This is a genomic window from Streptomyces sp. NRRL B-3229 (genome assembly GCF_000719505.1).
GTDB lineage: Bacteria > Actinomycetota > Actinomycetes > Streptomycetales > Streptomycetaceae > Streptomyces > Streptomyces griseorubiginosus.
On record NZ_JOGP01000005.1, the window covers coordinates 313,689 to 330,145 of the forward strand.

Consider the following 16,457-nt stretch of genomic DNA (forward strand, 5'->3'; position numbering starts at 1 on the left):
GCCACCGCTCCGTACGACGGGAGTGGTGGCCTCGCTCGTTCCTCAGTGCTGCCCGTCCACGAGGGTGTCCAGCAGCCCCCCGAGCGCCGCGCGTTGCTCGTCCGACAGCGGGGCGAGGATCTCCTCCGCGGCGGCCCTGCGTACGTCGTGCAACTCGCGCAGGGTCTTGACGCCGTCCCCGGTCAGCTCGATGCGGATCACCCGGCGGTTGGTCGGATCCGGCACCCGGCGCACCTTGCCGCCGTCCTCCAGCGCGTCGACGAGACTGGTCACGGCCCGCGGGACCACCTCCAGCCGCTCGGCGAGGTCGGCCATGCGTGGCGGTGCGTCGCAGTGCGCGAGCGTGCGCAGCAGCCGGGACTGCGCGGGCGTGACGCCGAGGCCGCGCTGTCCCAGGTGGCGCTTCTGGATGCGGAACACCCGGCGCGTCAGTCTGAGCAACTGCTCGGCGAGCAGGCCGTCGGAATCTGGCGTGGTCATGCGGGAACAATATCAGGACCTGGTTCATTGTGAACATAGGTAACAATGAGCTAGGCTCCGCTGACCTCGAACCTCTCACCTTCCGCAGGAGACCATGCCCCGCGATCACATCGAATGGACCCCCACGCCCGGCACCTCGACCGACCAGCCCCGGCAGGTGCGCCGCATCCTCCGGCTCTTCAAGCCCTACCGCGCCCGGCTCGCCGTCGTCGGCCTGCTGGTCGGCGCCTCCTCCCTGGTCACCGTCGCCACCCCGTTCCTGCTGAAGGAAACGCTGGACGTGGCGATCCCCCAGGGCCGCACCGGACTGCTCAGCCTGCTCGCGCTGGGCATGATCCTTAGCGCGGTCCTCACCGGCGTCTTCGGCGTCGCCCAGACCCTGATCTCCACCACGGTCGGCCAGCGCGTCATGCACGACCTGCGCACCGCGGTCTACGGCCGCCTCCAGCGCATGTCGCTGGCCTTCTTCACCCGCACCCGCACCGGCGAGGTGCAGTCCCGCATCGCCAACGACATCGGCGGCATGCAGGCCACCGTCACCTCGACCGCGACCTCGCTCGTCTCCAACCTGACCAGCGTCGTCGCCACGATCGTCGCGATGATCGCCCTCGACTGGCGCCTGACCGTCGTCTCGCTGCTGCTGCTCCCGGTGTTCGTGTGGATCAGTCGACGGGTCGGCAACGAACGCAAGAAGATCACCACCCAGCGCCAGAAGCAGATGGCCGCGATGGCTGCGACGGTCACCGAGTCGCTCTCCGTCAGCGGCATCCTGCTCGGCCGCACCATGGGCCGCTCCGACTCGCTGACCCGGTCCTTCGCCGACGAGTCCGAGGGCCTCGTCGACCTCGAAGTGCGGTCGAACATGGCAGGACGCTGGCGGATGGCCGTGATCGGGATCGTCATGTCCGCGATGCCCGCCGTCATCTACTGGACCGCGGGCATCGCCCTCCAGGCCGGCGGCCCGGACATCTCCATCGGCACCATCGTCGCCTTCGTCTCGCTCCAGCAGGGTCTGTTCCGCCCGGCCGTGAGCCTGCTGTCGACCGGCGTCCAGATCCAGACCTCGCTCGCACTCTTCCAGCGCATCTTCGAGTACCTCGACCTGCCGATCGACATCACCGAGCGGGAGGACCCGGTCCACCTCGACCGCGTGAAGGGCGAGGTCCGGCTGGAGGGTGTCGAGTTCCGGTACGACGGCGAGGACAACGGGCGCGCCCCCGTCCTCACCGGCATCGACATCGACGTCCCGGCGGGCAGCAGCCTCGCGCTCGTCGGCTCGACCGGCGCCGGCAAGTCCACCCTCGGCTATCTCGTCCCGCGGCTCTACGACGTGACGGGCGGCCGGGTCACCCTCGACGGGGTCGACGTCCGGGACCTGGACTTCGACACCCTCGCGCGGGCCATCGGGGTCGTCTCGCAGGAGACGTACCTCTTCCATGCCACGGTCGCCGACAACCTGCGCTTCGCGAAGCCGGACGCGACCGACGAGGAGATCGAGCAGGCGGCGCGGGCGGCGCAGATCCACGACCACATCGCGTCCCTGCCCGACGGCTACGACACGGTCGTGGGCGAACGCGGGCATCGCTTCTCGGGAGGCGAGAAGCAGCGCCTCGCCATCGCGCGGACCATTCTGCGGGACCCGCCCGTCCTCATCCTGGACGAGGCGACCAGCGCCCTGGACACGCGTACCGAGCACGCCGTGCAGGAGGCCATCGACGCGCTCTCGGCCAACCGCACCACGCTGACCATCGCGCACCGGCTGTCCACCATCCGCGATGCCGACCAGATCGTGGTCCTCGACTCCGGCCGGGTGGCCGAGCGGGGCACCCACGAGGAGCTTCTGGGGCAGGACGGGCGGTACGCGGCGCTCGTACGCCGAGATGCCCAACTGGAACCGACAAGCTGAAAATATGCCGGGTTTGTGGTGATATGCGGGTTACCGTGCCCGCATGTACCAGAACACTCCGCCACGGAGCACGATCCGACTGACGCGCCGGGGGCGTCTCGTCCTCATCGCCACCGGGGCCGTCGTGGCCGGCACCGCCGTGGCGGTGCCGCTGCTGATGCTCGACAGCGGCCAGGGCGCCAAGGAGCCCACCACCCTCCTCATCCCCGAGGGCTGGCGGGCCGGGCAGGTCTACGACGCCGTCGACAAGGCCCTCGGCCGGCCGCCGGGGACCGCCAAGAGGTCCCTGGCCAAGGCGCACCTCAAGCTGCCGAACGAGGCGGAGGGCAACCCGGAGGGCTACCTCTTCCCGGCGACGTACCCGCTGGAGCGGAACGGCCGGAAGACGACGCCCGAGGCGCTGCTGTCGTTCATGGTCGACACCGCCAACAAGAAGTTCAACGGCGCCCCGATCGCGGCTGGTGCCCAGCGCAACGCCATGAACGTCTACCAGGCCGTCACCATCGCGAGCATCGTCCAGGCCGAGGCGGCGACCAAGGCGGACATGGCGAAGGTTGCCCGGGTCGTCTTCAACCGCCTGGAGCGAGGAATGCCGCTCCAGATGGACTCCACCGTCAACTACGCCCTGAACCGCTCCACGTTGCGGACGACCAGCGCCGACACCCGCATCGACAGCCCGTACAACTCGTACCAGCGCATGGGCCTGCCGCCCACTCCGATCGACAACCCCGGCGAGGACGCGATGCGTGCCGCGATCGCACCGGCCGCGGGCAACTGGCTGTACTTCGTGACGGTGAAGCCGGGCGACACCCGCTTCACCGACAACTTCGAGGAACACCGGCGCAACGTGGCCGAGTTCAACAAGAACCAGAAGAACGCGGCCAAGCAGGACTGAAAGTGATGAAGCGTCACACAGAGCCCAAAGCGACGCGGCGTCACCCGAAGCCCAAAGCGGCGCGGCGTCACACGGAGCGTCAAGCGGCCACCGGCTCCTCGGCCAGCAGCCGCTTGATGTCCCGTACGGCGGCGCGGCCCGCGCGGTTGGCGCCGATGGTGCTCGCCGACGGGCCGTAGCCGACGAGATGGATTCGGGGATCGGCGACCGCGCGAGTGCCCTCGACCCGGATGCCACCGCCCGGCTCACGCAGCTTCAGCGGGGCCAGGTGCTCGATGGCGGCCCGGAAACCGGTCGCCCACAGGATGACGTCGGCGTCGACACGCCGCCCGTCCTTCCACTCCACGCCTTCCGGCGTGATCCGCTCGAACATCGGCTGCCGGTCCAGGACGCCGTCCGCGAGGGCCTGCCGCACCGCGTCGTTGAGCGGCAGCCCGGTCACCGACACCACGCTCTTCGGCGGCAGCCCCTGGCGCACCCGCTGCTCGACGAGCGCCACGGCCTCCCGGCCGACGTCCTCGGTGAAGGGGCCCTCACGGAACACCGGCTCGCTCCGGGTGACCCATGTGGTGGCCGCAGCGTAGGGGGCGAGCTCCATCAGGTGCTGGGTGCCGGACGCGCCGCCGCCCACCACGACCACCCGCAACCCGGCGAACGCCTCGGGCCCCGGGTACTGCGCGGTGTGCAACTGCCGTCCGAGGAAGGTCTCCTGGCCCGGATAGCGCGGCCAGAACGGCCGGTCCCAGGTGCCGGTCGCGTTGATCAGCGCCCGGGTCGACCAGGTGCCGTCCGAGGTCTCCACCAGCAGCCTGCCGTCGACGCCCTCGCGCACGGCACGGACGTCGACCGGGCGTCTTACCCGGAGGTCGAAGGCGCGCTCGTACGCGGCGAAGTACTCCGCGATCACCGCCGACGACGGCCGCTCCGGATCGGCGTCCGTGAGTTCCATGCCCGGCAGCGCATGCATGCCGTGCACCTTGCCGTACGTCAGCGACGGCCACCGGAACTGCCAGGCGCCGCCGGGCGCGGGGGAGTGGTCCAGGACCACGAAGTCGCGCTCCGGCTCGAAACCGGTGCGGCGCAGGTGATAGGCGCTGGACAGACCTGCCTGACCAGCACCTATGACGACGACCTCGACCTCGCGCGTACTGTTCACGCTTCTACCAACGGCTGCGGGGTCCTGGATCTTCCCCACCTGGATCATCCCCGTGCTGCCGCGGTGGCCACCGCCGGTGTGATCAGCGTCCGCCCGCCACCAGGATCGGCGCCCCGGCCCGCGCACCCCCTTCGACCAGCCCGCGGGCGGCCAGCTCCGGGATCACGCCCTCGCCGAACCAGTACGCCTCCTCCAGATGCGGATATCCGGAGAGCACGAAGTGCTCGACGCCCAGCGCGTGGTACTCCTCGATCAGATCGGCCACCTCGGCGTGACTGCCGACGAGCGCCGTGCCGGCCCCGCCCCGGACGAGTCCGACGCCTGCCCATAGGTTCGGGTGGATCTCCAACTCGGCCCGGGAGCCGCCGTGCAGGGCCAGCATCCGCTGCTGCCCCACCGACTCACTGCGCCCCAGCGCGCTCTGCGCCGTCGCGATCGTGTCGGCGTCGAGATCGTCCAGCAGCCGGTTCGCCGTCGCCCAGGCCTCCGCGGAGGAGTCCCGCGAGATCGTGTGCACCCGGATCCCGAAGCGCACCTGGCGGCCCTCCCGTTCGGCCAGCGAGCGGATCCAGTCGATCTTCTCCTTGACCTGCGCGGGCGGCTCGCCCCAGGTCAGATACACATCCGCGTGCCGCGCCGCGACCGGCCCGGCCGCCGGGGAGGACCCGCCGAAGAACACCTGCGGCCGCGGGTCCGGCGGCAGCGCGGTCAGTCCGCCCTCGACCTGGTAGTGGGTGCCTTCGAAGTCGTACGGCCGGCCCCGCCAGACCCCCCTGACCACCGACAGGAACTCGTCCGTACGGGCATAGCGCCGGTCGTGGTCGAGCCGGTCCCCGAAACGCCGCTGCTCCGCCGCGTCGCCGCCGGTGACGACGTTCAGCAACAGCCGTCCCCGGGTGAGGCGTTGGTAGGTCGACGCCATCTGCGCGGCGAGCGTCGGCGTGATCAGCCCCGGCCGGAACGCCACCAGGAACTTCAGCCGTTCGGTGTGCTGGGCGAGGGCCATGGTGGTGAGCCAGGCGTCCTCGCACCAGGTCCCGGTCGGGGTGAGCACCGCCTCGAAGCCCAGGTGCTCGGCGGCCTTGGCGATCTGGGTGAGGTACTCGAGGTCCGGCGGGCGGACCCCCGGCACCTGCCCGGTGTGGTTCGAACCGTAGGCGTGACGGTCCACGAGGGTGCGGCCGTCACCGCCGGTGGGCAGGAACCAGTGGAGTCGTACCGTCATGTCAGTTCGTCTCCGAGGGGCGCGGCGCGGTGGTGGAGGCCGGGAGGCCGCTGTTGAACCGCGGGTCCGTGAAGTCGCCGAAGTCGACCTTGCGCGGGATGAGCTTCAACTGGGTGAAGGCGTCGGCGATCTGCTGCTCCGAGGCGATCAGCTGCTGGTCGACCGCGACGGCCACCCGCGTGGTGTACGTCCGCTTCACCGCGGCGAGCGCCACGTCCTCGGGCAGGCCCGTCTCCTTCGCCCAGACCTTCGCCCACTCCGACTCGTGGGAGTAGACCCACTTGTAGGCGCGCCGCAGCCGCTCCAGGTAGTCCTTGATCGCGGCGACCTTCTTCGGGTCCTTCAGCGCGCTCGGTGAAGCCACCTGGAAGGTCAGGCCGTTGGTGATCCCGTCACCCGTGGTCAGTACCCGCCCCCGCTTGGCCTGAAGGATCTGCGAGGTGTACGGGTCCCAGACCGCCCACGCGTCGACCTTGCCGGAGGTGAACGCGGCCAGCGCGTCGGCCGGCTGGAGGTACTTGACCTTCACGTCGCTCAGGCTGAGCCCGGCCGCCTTCAGCGAGGCGACCAGCTGGTAGTGGGCGGAGGAACCCTGCGCCACGGCCACCGACCTGCCCTTGAGCTGCGCGGGGTCGGTCAGCTTCGAGCCGTTCGGGACGAGGAGGGCGTCGCCCTTGGAGGTGCCGTGCCAGGCCGCCACCACCGTGATCTTCGAGTCGGCGCCGGCCGCGAAGACCGGCGGGGTGTTGCCGACCCCGCCGATGTCGACGGCCTTGGCGTTGACGGCCTCCAGGAGCGGCGGCCCGGAGGTGAAGGTCGACCACTTGATCTTGTAGTCGAGGTTCTTGAGTTCCCCGGCGGCATGCAGGATGGCCGCCGAACCGCCCTTCTGATCACCGACGTTGAGTGTCAGCGAGCCCTTGCCGTCGGTGTCGGAGCCCGTTCCGGCGGTGGCGTTTCCGCCGCAGGCGGTGAGCAGGAGGGCGAAGGGCAGGAGCAGTGCGGCGGGGGCGAGGCGGCGTCGCATGGGGAGTCCGTTCTGTGAAACCGAGGTTGTGTGCGGGGGAGTTCAGGCTGCTTCGGCGGCGGTGTCGACGCCGAGGCGCTCCAAGAGCTGTCCGCGGATCTCCGCGAACCGGGGGTCGGCGATGTCCCGCGGCCGGTCGAGGTCGATCTCCTGCTCGTGTGCGATGACGCCCTCGTCCATCACGAGGACCCGGTCGGCGAGCAGGACGGCCTCCTCGACGTCGTGCGTCACGAGGAGCACCGCGCAGCCGCGGCGCTGCCACAACTCACCCACCAGACGCTGGGCCTTGATGCGGGTGAGGGCGTCGAGCGCGCCGAACGGCTCGTCCAGCAGCAGGAGATCGGGCTCGCGCACCAACGCCCGCGCCAGGGAGGCGCGTTGGGCTTCTCCGCCCGACAGGGTCTTGGGCCAGGCGTCACTGCGGTGACCGAGTCCGACCTCCTCCAGGGCCTGGTCGGCGACGGCACGCGCGGGCTTGCCGGGCAGGCCGAGCAGGACGTTGCGCCACACCTTCTTCCACGGCATGAGGCGGGGCGCCTGGAAGGCCACCGCCTTGCGGCGCGGGACCAGGACGGTGCCCTCGATGTCCCGGTCGAGCCCGGCGAGTATGCGCAGCAGGGTGGACTTCCCGCAGCCGCTGCGGCCGAGGAGGGCCACGAACTCGCCCGGACGGACGTCCAGTCGGAGGTCGTCGATGACCGGGCGGCCGTCGAAGGAGCGGGTCAGGCCCTCGACACGGACGGCGTGCGCGGGGCGGGGTGCCGGCGTGGCCGCGCCGGACGCAGCGGTGGTTCCGGTGACTGTGACTTCTTCGGCCGCGGTGACTTCGGTCGCCCCGTCGGCCCCTGGGGAACCGGAGGAGCCCCCTGCGGAACTGGAGGAGCCCCCTGCGGAACTGGAGGAGCCCCCTGCGGAACTGGATGCGGCCCCTGTGGAACCGGAGGATGCCTGCGCCGCCTCGGACGCCTGGGGGCTCACCGGCCGGTGAACGTGGGTCGCCATTGCAGCAGCAGCCTTTCGAGAGTGCGGACGATGAAGTCGGCCAGCAGACCGAGGAAGGCGTAGACGATCAGGCAGACCACGATGACGTCGGTGCGCAGGAAGTCCCGTGCCTGCACCATCAGGAAGCCGATGCCGGAGTCCGCGTTGACCTGCTCGGCGAAGACGAGAGCGAGCCAGGCGATGCCGAGGGAGTAGCGCAGACCCGTCATGGCGCCGGGCAGCGCGCCCGGCAGGATGACATGCCGGACCAGTCCCCAGCGGGAGAGCCCGAGGGACTCCCCGGCCTCGATCAGCTGGGAGTCCACGCCCCGGATGCCGGCGTAGACGTTGAGGTAGAGCGGGAAGGTCACGCCCAGCGTGATGATGGCGATCTTGGGCGCCTCCCCGATGCCGAACCAGATGATGAACAGCGGGATCAGACCGACGAACGGCACGGTCCGCAGCATCTGGACGGGGGCGTCCACGATGTCCTCACCGACCCTGAACAGGCCGGAGACGAGGGCGAGTCCGGTGCCGGTGATCGTGCCGAGCAGCAGCCCGCCGGCGACCCGCTGGAGCGAGGTCGTCATCGCGGAGGCCAGTGAGCCGTCGGCGATCAGATCCCCCGCGACCTGGGTGATCCGGCCGGGGGAGGCGAGCACGTCGGGGGTCAGCACGCCGGTCGCGCTCAGGAGCTGCCACAGGACCAGCAGCAGCACGGGGCCGGTCGTGCGGCGCAGCCAGCGGGGGACACGGGTGCGGCGGGAGGAGGCGGGGACGATGGGTTCGAGGTTCATGGGGATGGCGTCCGAGCCGACGGAGTCCCGTGGGCTGGTTACCTGGTGCGATATTTCGTAAATATCGGGTTCTTGAGAGTCGGGAGGGGCATGGCTGATGCTCATGGGAGCTCCACGGAGGGGAGAGCGGCCGGTGAGGGAGGGCAGCACGGGAAGGACGGCCGGGCGCTGAGTCCAGCCGCGCGTCAACGGCCGTTCAGCAGCCGGAGATCAGCGCGAACCGGACGCGTCGGCAGGGCGGAGCCCCGGCGCGGGGACAGCGGGAGAAAGGCGTCAGCGGCCGCGGCGACACGCGGCGGAGGCCACCCGCAGCAGGTCGATGTGACCGCGCGTGGTGAGCAGAGCTGAACGCAACATGCGGCAGAAAGTAGTCAGTGCGCGCGAGGACGGTCAATGGCGTCTCGCGGAGTGGACCCGCCGTATCGCAGCATGGGCCGTCGATGACGAGTGAATCCGGCCGCAGGGGTGAGGATGGGAGCATGTCTGACGCTTTCACCACCCGAGTCCTGAACGTCTCCTCCGGTTCGTCGGAGCGGATCGTCGACCTCACCGGCGACTGCGAGGCCTTCCTGAGGGAGGCCGCCGCCGGCCGTGACGGCCTCCTCAACGTCTTCGTGCCGCACGCGACCGCCGGTGTCGCCGTCATCGAGACGGGCGCCGGCAGCGACGACGACCTCCTCGCCGCCCTCCACACCCTGCTCCCCGCCGACGACCGCTGGCAGCACCGCCACGGCAGCCCCGGCCACGGCCGCGACCACGTCCTCCCGGCCCTCGTCCCGCCCCACGCGACGCTGCCGGTCCTCAACGGGCGCCTGGAGCTGGGGACGTGGCAGTCGGTGTGCCTGGTGGACACCAACGTCGACAACACCGAGCGCAAGGTGCGGCTGAGCTTCCTGGGGTGAGTCACAGGTCCGGTGCGTGGAGTCGTATTCCGGACTTCATCGAGTGCGGCCGGCCGGGGGTGTCGTCCATGCCAACGTGTGGCCGGAAACAACTATTCGTATTCGTGTTCGGCATCGTGGCCGCTACTGTGCTGGACCGTGGAGGAAAGCGCACCGCCCGGCCTCCGGTTCGCCCTGCTCGGCCCGCTGCGTGCCTGGCGGGGGCCCGTCGAACTGGCGCTTGGGTCCCCTCAGCAGCGTGCGGTGCTCGCGGCGCTGCTGCTCGGCCGGGGGCGGCCGGTCGGGGTGACCGAGCTCGTGGACGGGGTCTGGGGAGCGCGGCCGTCTCCGGGTGCCGTCGCGATGGTGCGTACCTACGTCTCACGGCTCCGCAAGCTGTTCGAGCCCGAGCGGAGGCCAGGGCGGCCGTCCGGACTGCTGGTCTCCGTCGGGGACGGATACGCCCTGCGCAACGACCGGATCTCCAGTGATCTGGCCGAGTTCGAGGAGGCGTTGACGCAGGCCGAGCGCTGCCGGGGCGTCGGTGACACGACCGGCGCGGTGCGGTTGCTGCGTGCCGTGCAGACCGCCGGGGGCGGTGCGCCGCTGGCCGGCGTGCCCGGTCCGTACGCCGAGTCCGCGCGGACCGAACTGGCCGAACGCCGTCTGGGCGCCCTGGAGCTGCGGCTGTCCATGGAGCTGGAGCTGGGCCGCCACGAGGCGGCGGTGCCGGAACTGCTGGCGCTGCGCACTGCGCATCCGCTGCGAGAGTCGGTGGTCGAGCTGCTGCTGACCGCCCTGTACCGGTGCGGTCGGCAGGCCGAGGCACTGGAGGCCTACGCGAGCACGCGCCGCCTGCTGGTCGAGGAGCTGGGCATCGAGCCCGGGCCGTCCTTGCGTGCCGTCCACGCACGGCTTCTCGCCGGAGACCCCGCGCTCGCCCGGCCGACCCTCATCGGACCGGCCGCCGAGACCCACACCCCGGACAGCCCCGGTGCCGCGCCACCTCCGGGGCCGCAAGACTCCTTACCCGGCCGCCGGGCCGGAGCCGTGAGCCCCGCCCAACTCCCCGCCGATCTGCCCTTGTTCACCGGCCGCCGCGCCGAACTCGACTCCCTTGCCGCCCTGCTGCCCGAGGGGGACGGCCCGCCCGGCACCGCGGTCATCGGCGTCATCGACGGGATGGCGGGGACCGGCAAGACCACCCTGGCCGTGCATTGGGCCCACCGGGTCGCCCACCGCTTCCCCGACGGCAGCCTCTACGTCAACCTTCGCGGCTACGACCCGCAGGCCTCCCGGATGCTTCCCGGCTCCGCGATCGAGATGTTCCTCGTGGCGCTCGGCATGGCCCCCCAGGCCGTCCCGGAGGAACTCGACGCACAGTCCGCCCTCTACCGCAGCATCCTCGCCGACCGGCGCTTCCTGATCCTGCTGGACAACGCCCGTGACGCCGAGCAGGTACGGCCCCTGCTGCCCGGCACACCCGGCAGCCTCGTCATCGTCACCAGTCGCAGGCGGCTCGGCGGTCTCGTGGCCGGGCACGGTGCCCATCCGCTCACGACAGGTCTGCTGAGCCCCGAGGAATCCCACGAGTTGCTGTGCCGGCGGCTGGGCCGCGCCCGCGTCGACGCCGAACCGGAGGCCGTCGCCGCGATCGCCGAGCTGTGCGCCCGGCTGCCGCTCGCCCTGGCCATCGTGGCGGCCCGCACGGCCCACCGCCCCGGCTTCCGGCTCGCCGACGTCGTCCAGGAACTCCGGGACCACCACGGCAGCCTCGACGCGTTCGTCGGCGACGACCCCGGCACCGACGCCCGGGCCGTGTTCTCCTGGTCGTACCACGCCCTGTCGCCCGGGGCGGCCGGACTCTTCCGCCGTCTCGCCCTGCATCCGGGCCCCGACATCACCACCGCGGCGGCCGGCGCACTGACCGGAGCACCCCTGCGTGAAGTCCGCGCCCTGCTGACCGAACTCACCGGGGCGAGCCTGCTCAACGAACACGCTCCGGGCCGTTTCGTCTTCCACGACCTGCTGCGCGCCTACGCCGCCGAACTCGCCGAGGCCGAGGACGGCGAGAGCACCCGCGGCGCGGCCCTGCTGCGGATGCACGACCACTTCCTGCGTACCGCCCACAACGCCTTCTCGGTCCTCGGTCCGTTCCGCGAGCCCATCGCCCTGCCGCCGAGCACAACGGGCAGCGAGCCGCTCCGGTTCAACGACCGGGCGCAGGCGACCAGTTGGCTGCGCACGGAGCGGTACGTCCTGAGCGCGATCGTCGAGCACGCCGAAGCCCACGGTTACGACGAACACGCCTGGCGCACCGCGGCGGCCCTGGACGTCTACTTCAACCGGCTCGGGTTCTGGCACGACCTCCTGAAGATCAACAGTGTGGCGCTGGAGGCGGCCCGGAAACTCGGCGATCCCCTCGGTCAGGCGTACTCCCTGTGCGGACTGGGCGTGTCCCACTCACAACTCGACCACGCGGAACCCGCGTCGAGGTGCCTGGCACGCGCGCTGGAGCTGTTCCGTGACGCGGGCGACCCCTTCGGTCAGGCCCGAGCCCATCGTGCCCTCGCCTACCTGGCCAACCGGACGGACCGGCGCCCGGCCGCCCTCGACCACTACGCACAGGCCCGCGCGCTCTTGCGGGCCGAGGGCGACCGCAACGGCGAGGCCGGTGTGCTCAACGAGGTCGCCTGGACCCACATCCTGATCGGCGACCATGCGAAGGCCCTCGACTGCTGCCGGGAGGGTCTGGCCCTCCACGAGGAGATGGACGACCCCTACGGAGCGGCCTCGACGCAGGACACTCTCGGCTACGCCTACCACCACCTCGGCCGGTACTCGGACGCCATCGAGCATTTCGAGCGGTCGGTGAGTCTGTTCGCCCTGATCGGCGACCGCTACCTCGAAGCCGACGTCCTGCGTCATCTCAGCGACGCCCGCAGCGCCACCGGTGACCGTGACGCGGCCCGCGAGGCGCTGCGGTCGGCCCTCGCGCTGCTGGAGGAGGTGGGTCATCCGGAGGCCGAGGAGGTGAGCTCGGCCCTGCGTGAACTGGACACCGACGGGCCGGCGGCACCGAGGGGCCGCTGACGCCCTCATGGGCTTCGGCCGCCGGCTCAGCAGGCCACGTCCGTCTCCGCCTTCTCCTGCCATGCCTCCTCCACCACGACTCCGAGCTCCCGCAGGGCGAGACGCAGGCTGCGCAGCGCGTAGTACACGCGGGACTTCACGGTGCCGCGCGGAATCCCCAGGTCCTCCGCGGCCTGCTGGGTGGTGCGGTCCGCGAAGAACGTCGCCCGGAGCACCTCACGGTGCGCGGGCGTGAGCGTCTCCAGGGCCTTGTGCAGCACTATCGACGACAGCATCCGTTCTATGTCGTCCACCTCGGCGTGCATGTCGCCCAGCCAGGTGGTGCCGCTGATCTCCAACGGGCGGGCCATCCGGGTCCGGTGCGCGTCGATGACGAGGTTGCGGGCGACCCGGAACATCCAGGGGCGGACGGCCATGCCCTCGGCGTCCGCCAGGTTCCCGTTGCTCCAGCAGCGCAGCAGCGTCTCCTGGAGGATGTCCTCCGCACGGTGGGTGTCCCAGTCCAGCATGCGCAGCACGTACGAGTACAGGGCCGGACCGTGTTCCAGATAGAGGTCGCGCAGTGCCCGTTCCTCGGGCGAGACGGCGCTGGCCGAACCGATGGCCGTCACGTTCATGGAAGTGCTCCTGTTCCTCGGGTCGACCGCCCCGGCCGACTGCGGGCCAGGGCGGTGCTCTTGGGGAACGGAGTGTTCCGAGGGGCGGTCCACGTCTGTTTGACGCCTGGTGTACGGGTCGATTGACGAGCCGGTCAGAGGGAGTGCGCCGGAGTGCGCGTGGTCGCGTACGAGGGGTCAGACGTACGCCCCCTCCAGCGTCTCCACGTGTCCGCGGACCATGTCGGCGATCTCGGTGTGGCCGGGCGGCAGCGCGCCCTGACGGCTCAACATGTCCCACATGTGCAGCAGTTCGCGTCCATGGGTGACGGCGGCCCGGGAGTCGTCGAGCTGCTGCCAGGCCGCCGCCGCCCGCGCCACGTCCATCGGGGCCCGCTCGTCGCGGTCCCGGCACCGGATCCGGGCCACGGCCAGTGCCAGGACGACGGCCTCGCGGTGGTCGCCGCGCAGGTGGGCGAGGTATGCCTCCAGGGCGCGCGCCTCCAGCGCGTGCGGATGCTCGGCGCCCACCGAACCGGTCAGGCGCTCGCGCAACGCGGTCGCCCTGACGAACGCCTCGTCCAGCCGGCCGGCGACCCCCAACTCGTTGATGCGGCCGACCTGTTCGGACAGCGCGGCGGGGGGCACGTCGATGCCGGGTTCCGGCAGGGGCGAGGCGGGGGCGGGTGCCCGCACGGTCGTACCGGTCACGGCGGTGGCGCGGGCGCGGGCGATCGCGCCGGCGATGGCCGACGTGGAGGCGGAGGTGGAGGTGGAGGCGGAGCCGGAGGTGGAGCCGGAGTCGAGGGTGACGGGCGCCGCGGTGACGGAGGGCGAGGCGGCGGCGTCGGCGGACGGCTCGGAGGCCGGTCCGGGTTCCGGCTCGGCGGCCTCCCGCGGTTCGGTTTCCGGTGCTTCCCCCGATCCGGACGCGAGGACATGGCTGGAGCCGTCCGGCAGCACCCGGAGGACGAAGTGGGCCGTACCGGGGCCGTCACCGACCGTGGCGTCCACGGCCGCGCCGGACTCCTCGGCGTACCGGTGCAACGCGTCGAGCACGGCCTCGTGCACGGACTGACCGGGGGCGGGGACGAGCGGGTCGCCGTTGATCTCGGCGAGGCCTTCGTCGGTGACGTACACCTTGAAGTGGTCCAGGTCCATGGCTGTCTTCCTCATGCGGTGGGTCCGGTCAGGTGGGGGAGTGTCAGTTCGTGCCGGTCGGCGTCGAGGTCGGGGTGACCCCGGGGGTGGCGCCCGAGGGCGGGGCGGCGATGCCCTGGTACTTGGCGAACTGGGCGCGGATGGCGAGGACGTAGCTCAGGGCGTCGTTCGACTGCGGGACGCCCTTGGCCGCCTTCACGGCGTCCATTCCGACGGCGTGGCCGGCCAGGGCGAGGTCCAGGACGCTGTTGGTGGTGTTGCCGTCCTTGTCGGTGGTCTTCACGACCGTGCCGTTGTCGAGCAACGTCTGTCCCTGGCTCGCCAGATCGCACATGTAGCGGCCCAGGGCCATGATCGAATCCTTGTTGTCCGTCGCCTGCGTCTTGCCGTTGTCGTCGTCGTCCTTGCCGTACTTGCTGAAGGTGTCCGGCGTCAGCTGTGCGATGCCCGTCTCGCCGTGCGGGCCGACCAGGGTCGAGTTGAAGCCGGACGCCTTCTCCAGCTGGGAGGCGATGACGATCGGGCCGATCGCGTCGCACTCCTCGCCGGCCTTCTTGATGGGGTCCACGAGGTCCGAGGGGACGGTGGCGGTGTCCAGCTCGCCCTTCCCGTCGCCCCGGAGGACGGCCACCATCTGGTTGGCGGTGTCGTTGTCGCTGCTGTAGTCGTCGGCGCTGCCGCCGCCTCCTCCGAAGAGCAGGATCAGCGCGATGAGCGGGGCGAGCAGGACCCCGAGCCCGCCGAAGATGATGATCAGGGGAACGGCGCCCGCCACGGCGAGCGGGATCATCACACAGCCGCCCACGCCGGCACTGGCCACGCCGTACACGACGGCGCTCGACCCTGCGCCGTTCTCGCTCTCTCCGGCACCCATCCGCGTCCTCCGCCTTCTTCGACTCGTCTTGAACCGCTGTGGCCACATGGCCCGTTGTGCTGTCCGACGGACCCGCCAGACCGAAACGGGGCCCGTGGCAAAAAGGTTCAGAACAGCGGAAACCGGATGAGTCAGAGCAGCGGAAGCACGAGCCAGGAGGGGGGCGGGAAGAACATCGTGGGCACTCCTTCGGCACCACAACCGATCCCGCAGTCATGGGTACGGGGCCCAAAGCCGACACAGTCCACGCCGCCGGCACACCCGGAGACGGACGGCGGCACGGCCGCCCCCGTGCGGCAGGAAGCACCGGCACCGCGGACGCGGAGCGCCGTACCGCCCGCCCCGCGCCGGCTCGCCCCGGCCGTCTCCCGGCCCCCGGCGCCGGCCGCAGGGCAGAGCTCCGCCACCGGGCCCCCCGCCGCCCGGCAGCCCACCACCACCGGAGCACCCGCCGTGCGGCAGACCACTGCCCCCGGGGCGCCCGCCGTGCGCCAGACCACCGCCCCCGGGGCGCCCGCCGCGCAGCAGGCCGCATCCCCGTTCAACTCCTCGGTGCGCAAGGCCTCTTCGGGCCGTCCGGCGGAGCAGGGCCGGGGCCGGTCGAAACGAGCCGGGAGGGCGGCGGGCGGCCGGTCGCGCGAGGAGGTCGGGTGGGTGAAGGCCCATGGCGGCTCCGGCGCGACCTCGCTGGTCGAGGCCCTCGGCGGCGTGGACGTGGGCGACCGCTGGCCCGAGCCCGCGCGGGGCGAGCCGTACCGGATCGTCCTGGTCGGCCGGACCAGCGCGAGCGGACTGCGGTCCGTGTCCCGGGCACTCGGCGCGCTCAAGGAAGGCAACGCCCCGCAGGGGCTCGAACTGCTGGCCGTGGTGCTCGTCGCCGACGCCCCCGGGCGGCTGCCGATCGGTCTGCTGCGCCGCATCCGGGTCCTGCGCTCCGTCGCCCACGTGCACCGTGTGCCGTGGATCCCGGCGTGGCGTACGGACAGCCCGATGAAGTACGTCCCGAGGCAACTCGTCACGCTCTCCCGGCTGGTGGGCAGCGACGTCTACGGCGAGGGAGCCGGCTCGTGATCCAACTGCCCTCCGCCGCCCAGTACTTGGCCGACGGGTACGACCCGGGCGACGACGGTCACCTGATCCTCAACACCCTCGCCTGGTGCGCCTCGGCCTGCGGTGTCGCCGGACTGATCATCGTCGGTATGCAGATGTCGCTCCAGCTGCGCCGGGGCGACCCGGGCGAGGGCGGTGAGCACTTCCGGGGTGTCTTCTTCGTCGTCCTGGGCTGCGTCATCGCCACCACGGCCGGTCCGCTCGTCACGTTCCTCGGCGACCTGACCCTTCAGGGCCCCTGAGCCCGACAAGCCTTCCAGCACTGCCAGTTCACC

General features: G+C 71.4%; 16 protein-coding genes. 6 read left to right on the forward strand and 10 right to left on the reverse strand.

Translation table 11 applies throughout. From position 1 onward, the window contains the following. Positions 1–42: 42 nt before the first annotated feature. Positions 43–480 (reverse strand): MarR family winged helix-turn-helix transcriptional regulator, encoded by a 438-nt coding sequence (locus IF54_RS0110000; protein WP_030316695.1) that lies wholly within the window; start codon positions 478–480, stop codon positions 43–45. Positions 481–574: 94 nt separating this feature from the next. On the opposite strand from IF54_RS0110000, the gene IF54_RS0110005 reads away from it, so the two are divergent. Both IF54_RS0110005 and mltG read left to right on the forward strand, forming a co-directional pair. Beyond that, positions 575–2,386 carry an ABC transporter ATP-binding protein gene (locus IF54_RS0110005; RefSeq protein WP_030316698.1) on the forward strand — a complete coding sequence of 604 codons (1,812 nt, stop codon included), beginning with the start codon at positions 575–577 and terminating at the stop codon, positions 2,384–2,386. A gap of 43 nt (positions 2,387–2,429) precedes the next feature. Further along, positions 2,430–3,281, forward strand: a complete 852-nt coding sequence (gene mltG, locus IF54_RS0110010; protein WP_030316701.1) for an endolytic transglycosylase MltG — start codon at positions 2,430–2,432, stop codon at positions 3,279–3,281. A 79-nt stretch (positions 3,282–3,360) separates the two neighbouring features. Here the strand turns inward: mltG and IF54_RS0110015 are convergent, their stop codons facing one another. From IF54_RS0110015 to IF54_RS44160, 6 genes are all read right to left on the reverse strand, one after another. Beyond that, positions 3,361–4,437 (reverse strand): NAD(P)-binding domain-containing protein, encoded by a 1,077-nt coding sequence (locus tag IF54_RS0110015; RefSeq protein ID WP_030316702.1) that lies wholly within the window; start codon positions 4,435–4,437, stop codon positions 3,361–3,363. Positions 4,438–4,519: 82 nt separating this feature from the next. Then, on the reverse strand, positions 4,520–5,662 hold the full coding sequence (locus IF54_RS0110020) for an LLM class flavin-dependent oxidoreductase (protein WP_030316705.1): 1,143 nt from the start codon (positions 5,660–5,662) through the stop codon (positions 4,520–4,522). A gap of 1 nt (position 5,663) precedes the next feature. Continuing rightward, a complete protein-coding gene (locus IF54_RS0110025; protein ID WP_030316707.1) occupies positions 5,664–6,689 on the reverse strand; it encodes an ABC transporter substrate-binding protein in 1,026 nt (341 codons plus the stop codon). A 42-nt stretch (positions 6,690–6,731) separates the two neighbouring features. Further along, positions 6,732–7,415: an ABC transporter ATP-binding protein gene (locus IF54_RS0110030; protein WP_078851925.1), complete on the reverse strand. Its 684-nt coding sequence runs from the start codon at positions 7,413–7,415 to the stop codon at positions 6,732–6,734. Positions 7,416–7,663: 248 nt separating this feature from the next. Continuing rightward, on the reverse strand, positions 7,664–8,572 hold the full coding sequence (locus IF54_RS0110035) for an ABC transporter permease (RefSeq protein ID WP_030316711.1): 909 nt from the start codon (positions 8,570–8,572) through the stop codon (positions 7,664–7,666). Between the two features lie 168 nt (positions 8,573–8,740). Next, positions 8,741–8,824 (reverse strand): putative leader peptide, encoded by an 84-nt coding sequence (locus tag IF54_RS44160; protein WP_313884353.1) that lies wholly within the window; start codon positions 8,822–8,824, stop codon positions 8,741–8,743. A 122-nt stretch (positions 8,825–8,946) separates the two neighbouring features. On the opposite strand from IF54_RS44160, the gene IF54_RS0110040 reads away from it, so the two are divergent. Together IF54_RS0110040 and IF54_RS0110045 are read left to right on the forward strand one after the other, a co-directional pair. Continuing rightward, entirely contained in the window at positions 8,947–9,369 is a 423-nt protein-coding gene (locus tag IF54_RS0110040; protein ID WP_030316714.1) for a secondary thiamine-phosphate synthase enzyme YjbQ, read from the forward strand. 138 nt (positions 9,370–9,507) lie between these two features. Further along, the gene (locus IF54_RS0110045) at positions 9,508–12,441 is read left to right on the forward strand and encodes an AfsR/SARP family transcriptional regulator (RefSeq protein WP_030316716.1); all 2,934 of its coding nucleotides are present in this window, start codon (positions 9,508–9,510) and stop codon (positions 12,439–12,441) included. A 26-nt stretch (positions 12,442–12,467) separates the two neighbouring features. Here IF54_RS0110045 and IF54_RS0110050 read toward each other — a convergent pair whose 3' ends face one another. From IF54_RS0110050 to IF54_RS0110060, 3 genes are all read right to left on the reverse strand, one after another. Then, on the reverse strand, positions 12,468–13,058 hold the full coding sequence (locus IF54_RS0110050; RefSeq protein WP_030316806.1) for a sigma-70 family RNA polymerase sigma factor: 591 nt from the start codon (positions 13,056–13,058) through the stop codon (positions 12,468–12,470). Positions 13,059–13,235: 177 nt separating this feature from the next. Next, positions 13,236–14,213, reverse strand: a complete 978-nt coding sequence (locus tag IF54_RS40460) for a hypothetical protein (RefSeq protein ID WP_159002106.1) — start codon at positions 14,211–14,213, stop codon at positions 13,236–13,238. A gap of 28 nt (positions 14,214–14,241) precedes the next feature. Then, on the reverse strand, positions 14,242–15,072 hold the full coding sequence (locus tag IF54_RS0110060) for a lytic transglycosylase domain-containing protein (protein WP_030316725.1): 831 nt from the start codon (positions 15,070–15,072) through the stop codon (positions 14,242–14,244). Between the two features lie 453 nt (positions 15,073–15,525). Here IF54_RS0110060 and IF54_RS0110065 point away from each other — a divergent pair, with 453 nt between their 5' ends. After that, positions 15,526–16,143: a hypothetical protein gene (locus tag IF54_RS0110065; protein ID WP_107047814.1), complete on the forward strand. Its 618-nt coding sequence runs from the start codon at positions 15,526–15,528 to the stop codon at positions 16,141–16,143. Continuing rightward, positions 16,140–16,424, forward strand: a complete 285-nt coding sequence (locus IF54_RS0110070) for a hypothetical protein (protein ID WP_030316729.1) — start codon at positions 16,140–16,142, stop codon at positions 16,422–16,424. Before IF54_RS0110065 ends, IF54_RS0110070 begins: the two co-directional genes overlap by 4 nt. The last annotated feature ends 33 nt before the right edge of the window (positions 16,425–16,457 follow it).

Coding starts and splice junctions, on each gene's coding strand:
- IF54_RS0110000 (WP_030316695.1), bottom strand. CDS start 480: ATGACCACGCCAGATTCCGACGGCCTGCTCGCCGAGCAGTTGCTCAGA.
- IF54_RS0110050 (WP_030316806.1), bottom strand. CDS start 13,058: ATGAACGTGACGGCCATCGGTTCGGCCAGCGCCGTCTCGCCCGAGGAA.
- mltG (WP_030316701.1), top strand. CDS start 2,430: ATGTACCAGAACACTCCGCCACGGAGCACGATCCGACTGACGCGCCGG.
- IF54_RS0110005 (WP_030316698.1), top strand. CDS start 575: ATGCCCCGCGATCACATCGAATGGACCCCCACGCCCGGCACCTCGACC.
- IF54_RS0110040 (WP_030316714.1), top strand. CDS start 8,947: ATGTCTGACGCTTTCACCACCCGAGTCCTGAACGTCTCCTCCGGTTCG.
- IF54_RS0110060 (WP_030316725.1), bottom strand. CDS start 15,072: ATGGGTGCCGGAGAGAGCGAGAACGGCGCAGGGTCGAGCGCCGTCGTG.
- IF54_RS0110020 (WP_030316705.1), bottom strand. CDS start 5,662: ATGACGGTACGACTCCACTGGTTCCTGCCCACCGGCGGTGACGGCCGC.
- IF54_RS40460 (WP_159002106.1), bottom strand. CDS start 14,213: ATGAGGAAGACAGCCATGGACCTGGACCACTTCAAGGTGTACGTCACC.
- IF54_RS44160 (WP_313884353.1), bottom strand. CDS start 8,824: ATGTTGCGTTCAGCTCTGCTCACCACGCGCGGTCACATCGACCTGCTG.
- IF54_RS0110035 (WP_030316711.1), bottom strand. CDS start 8,572: ATGAGCATCAGCCATGCCCCTCCCGACTCTCAAGAACCCGATATTTAC.
- IF54_RS0110025 (WP_030316707.1), bottom strand. CDS start 6,689: ATGCGACGCCGCCTCGCCCCCGCCGCACTGCTCCTGCCCTTCGCCCTC.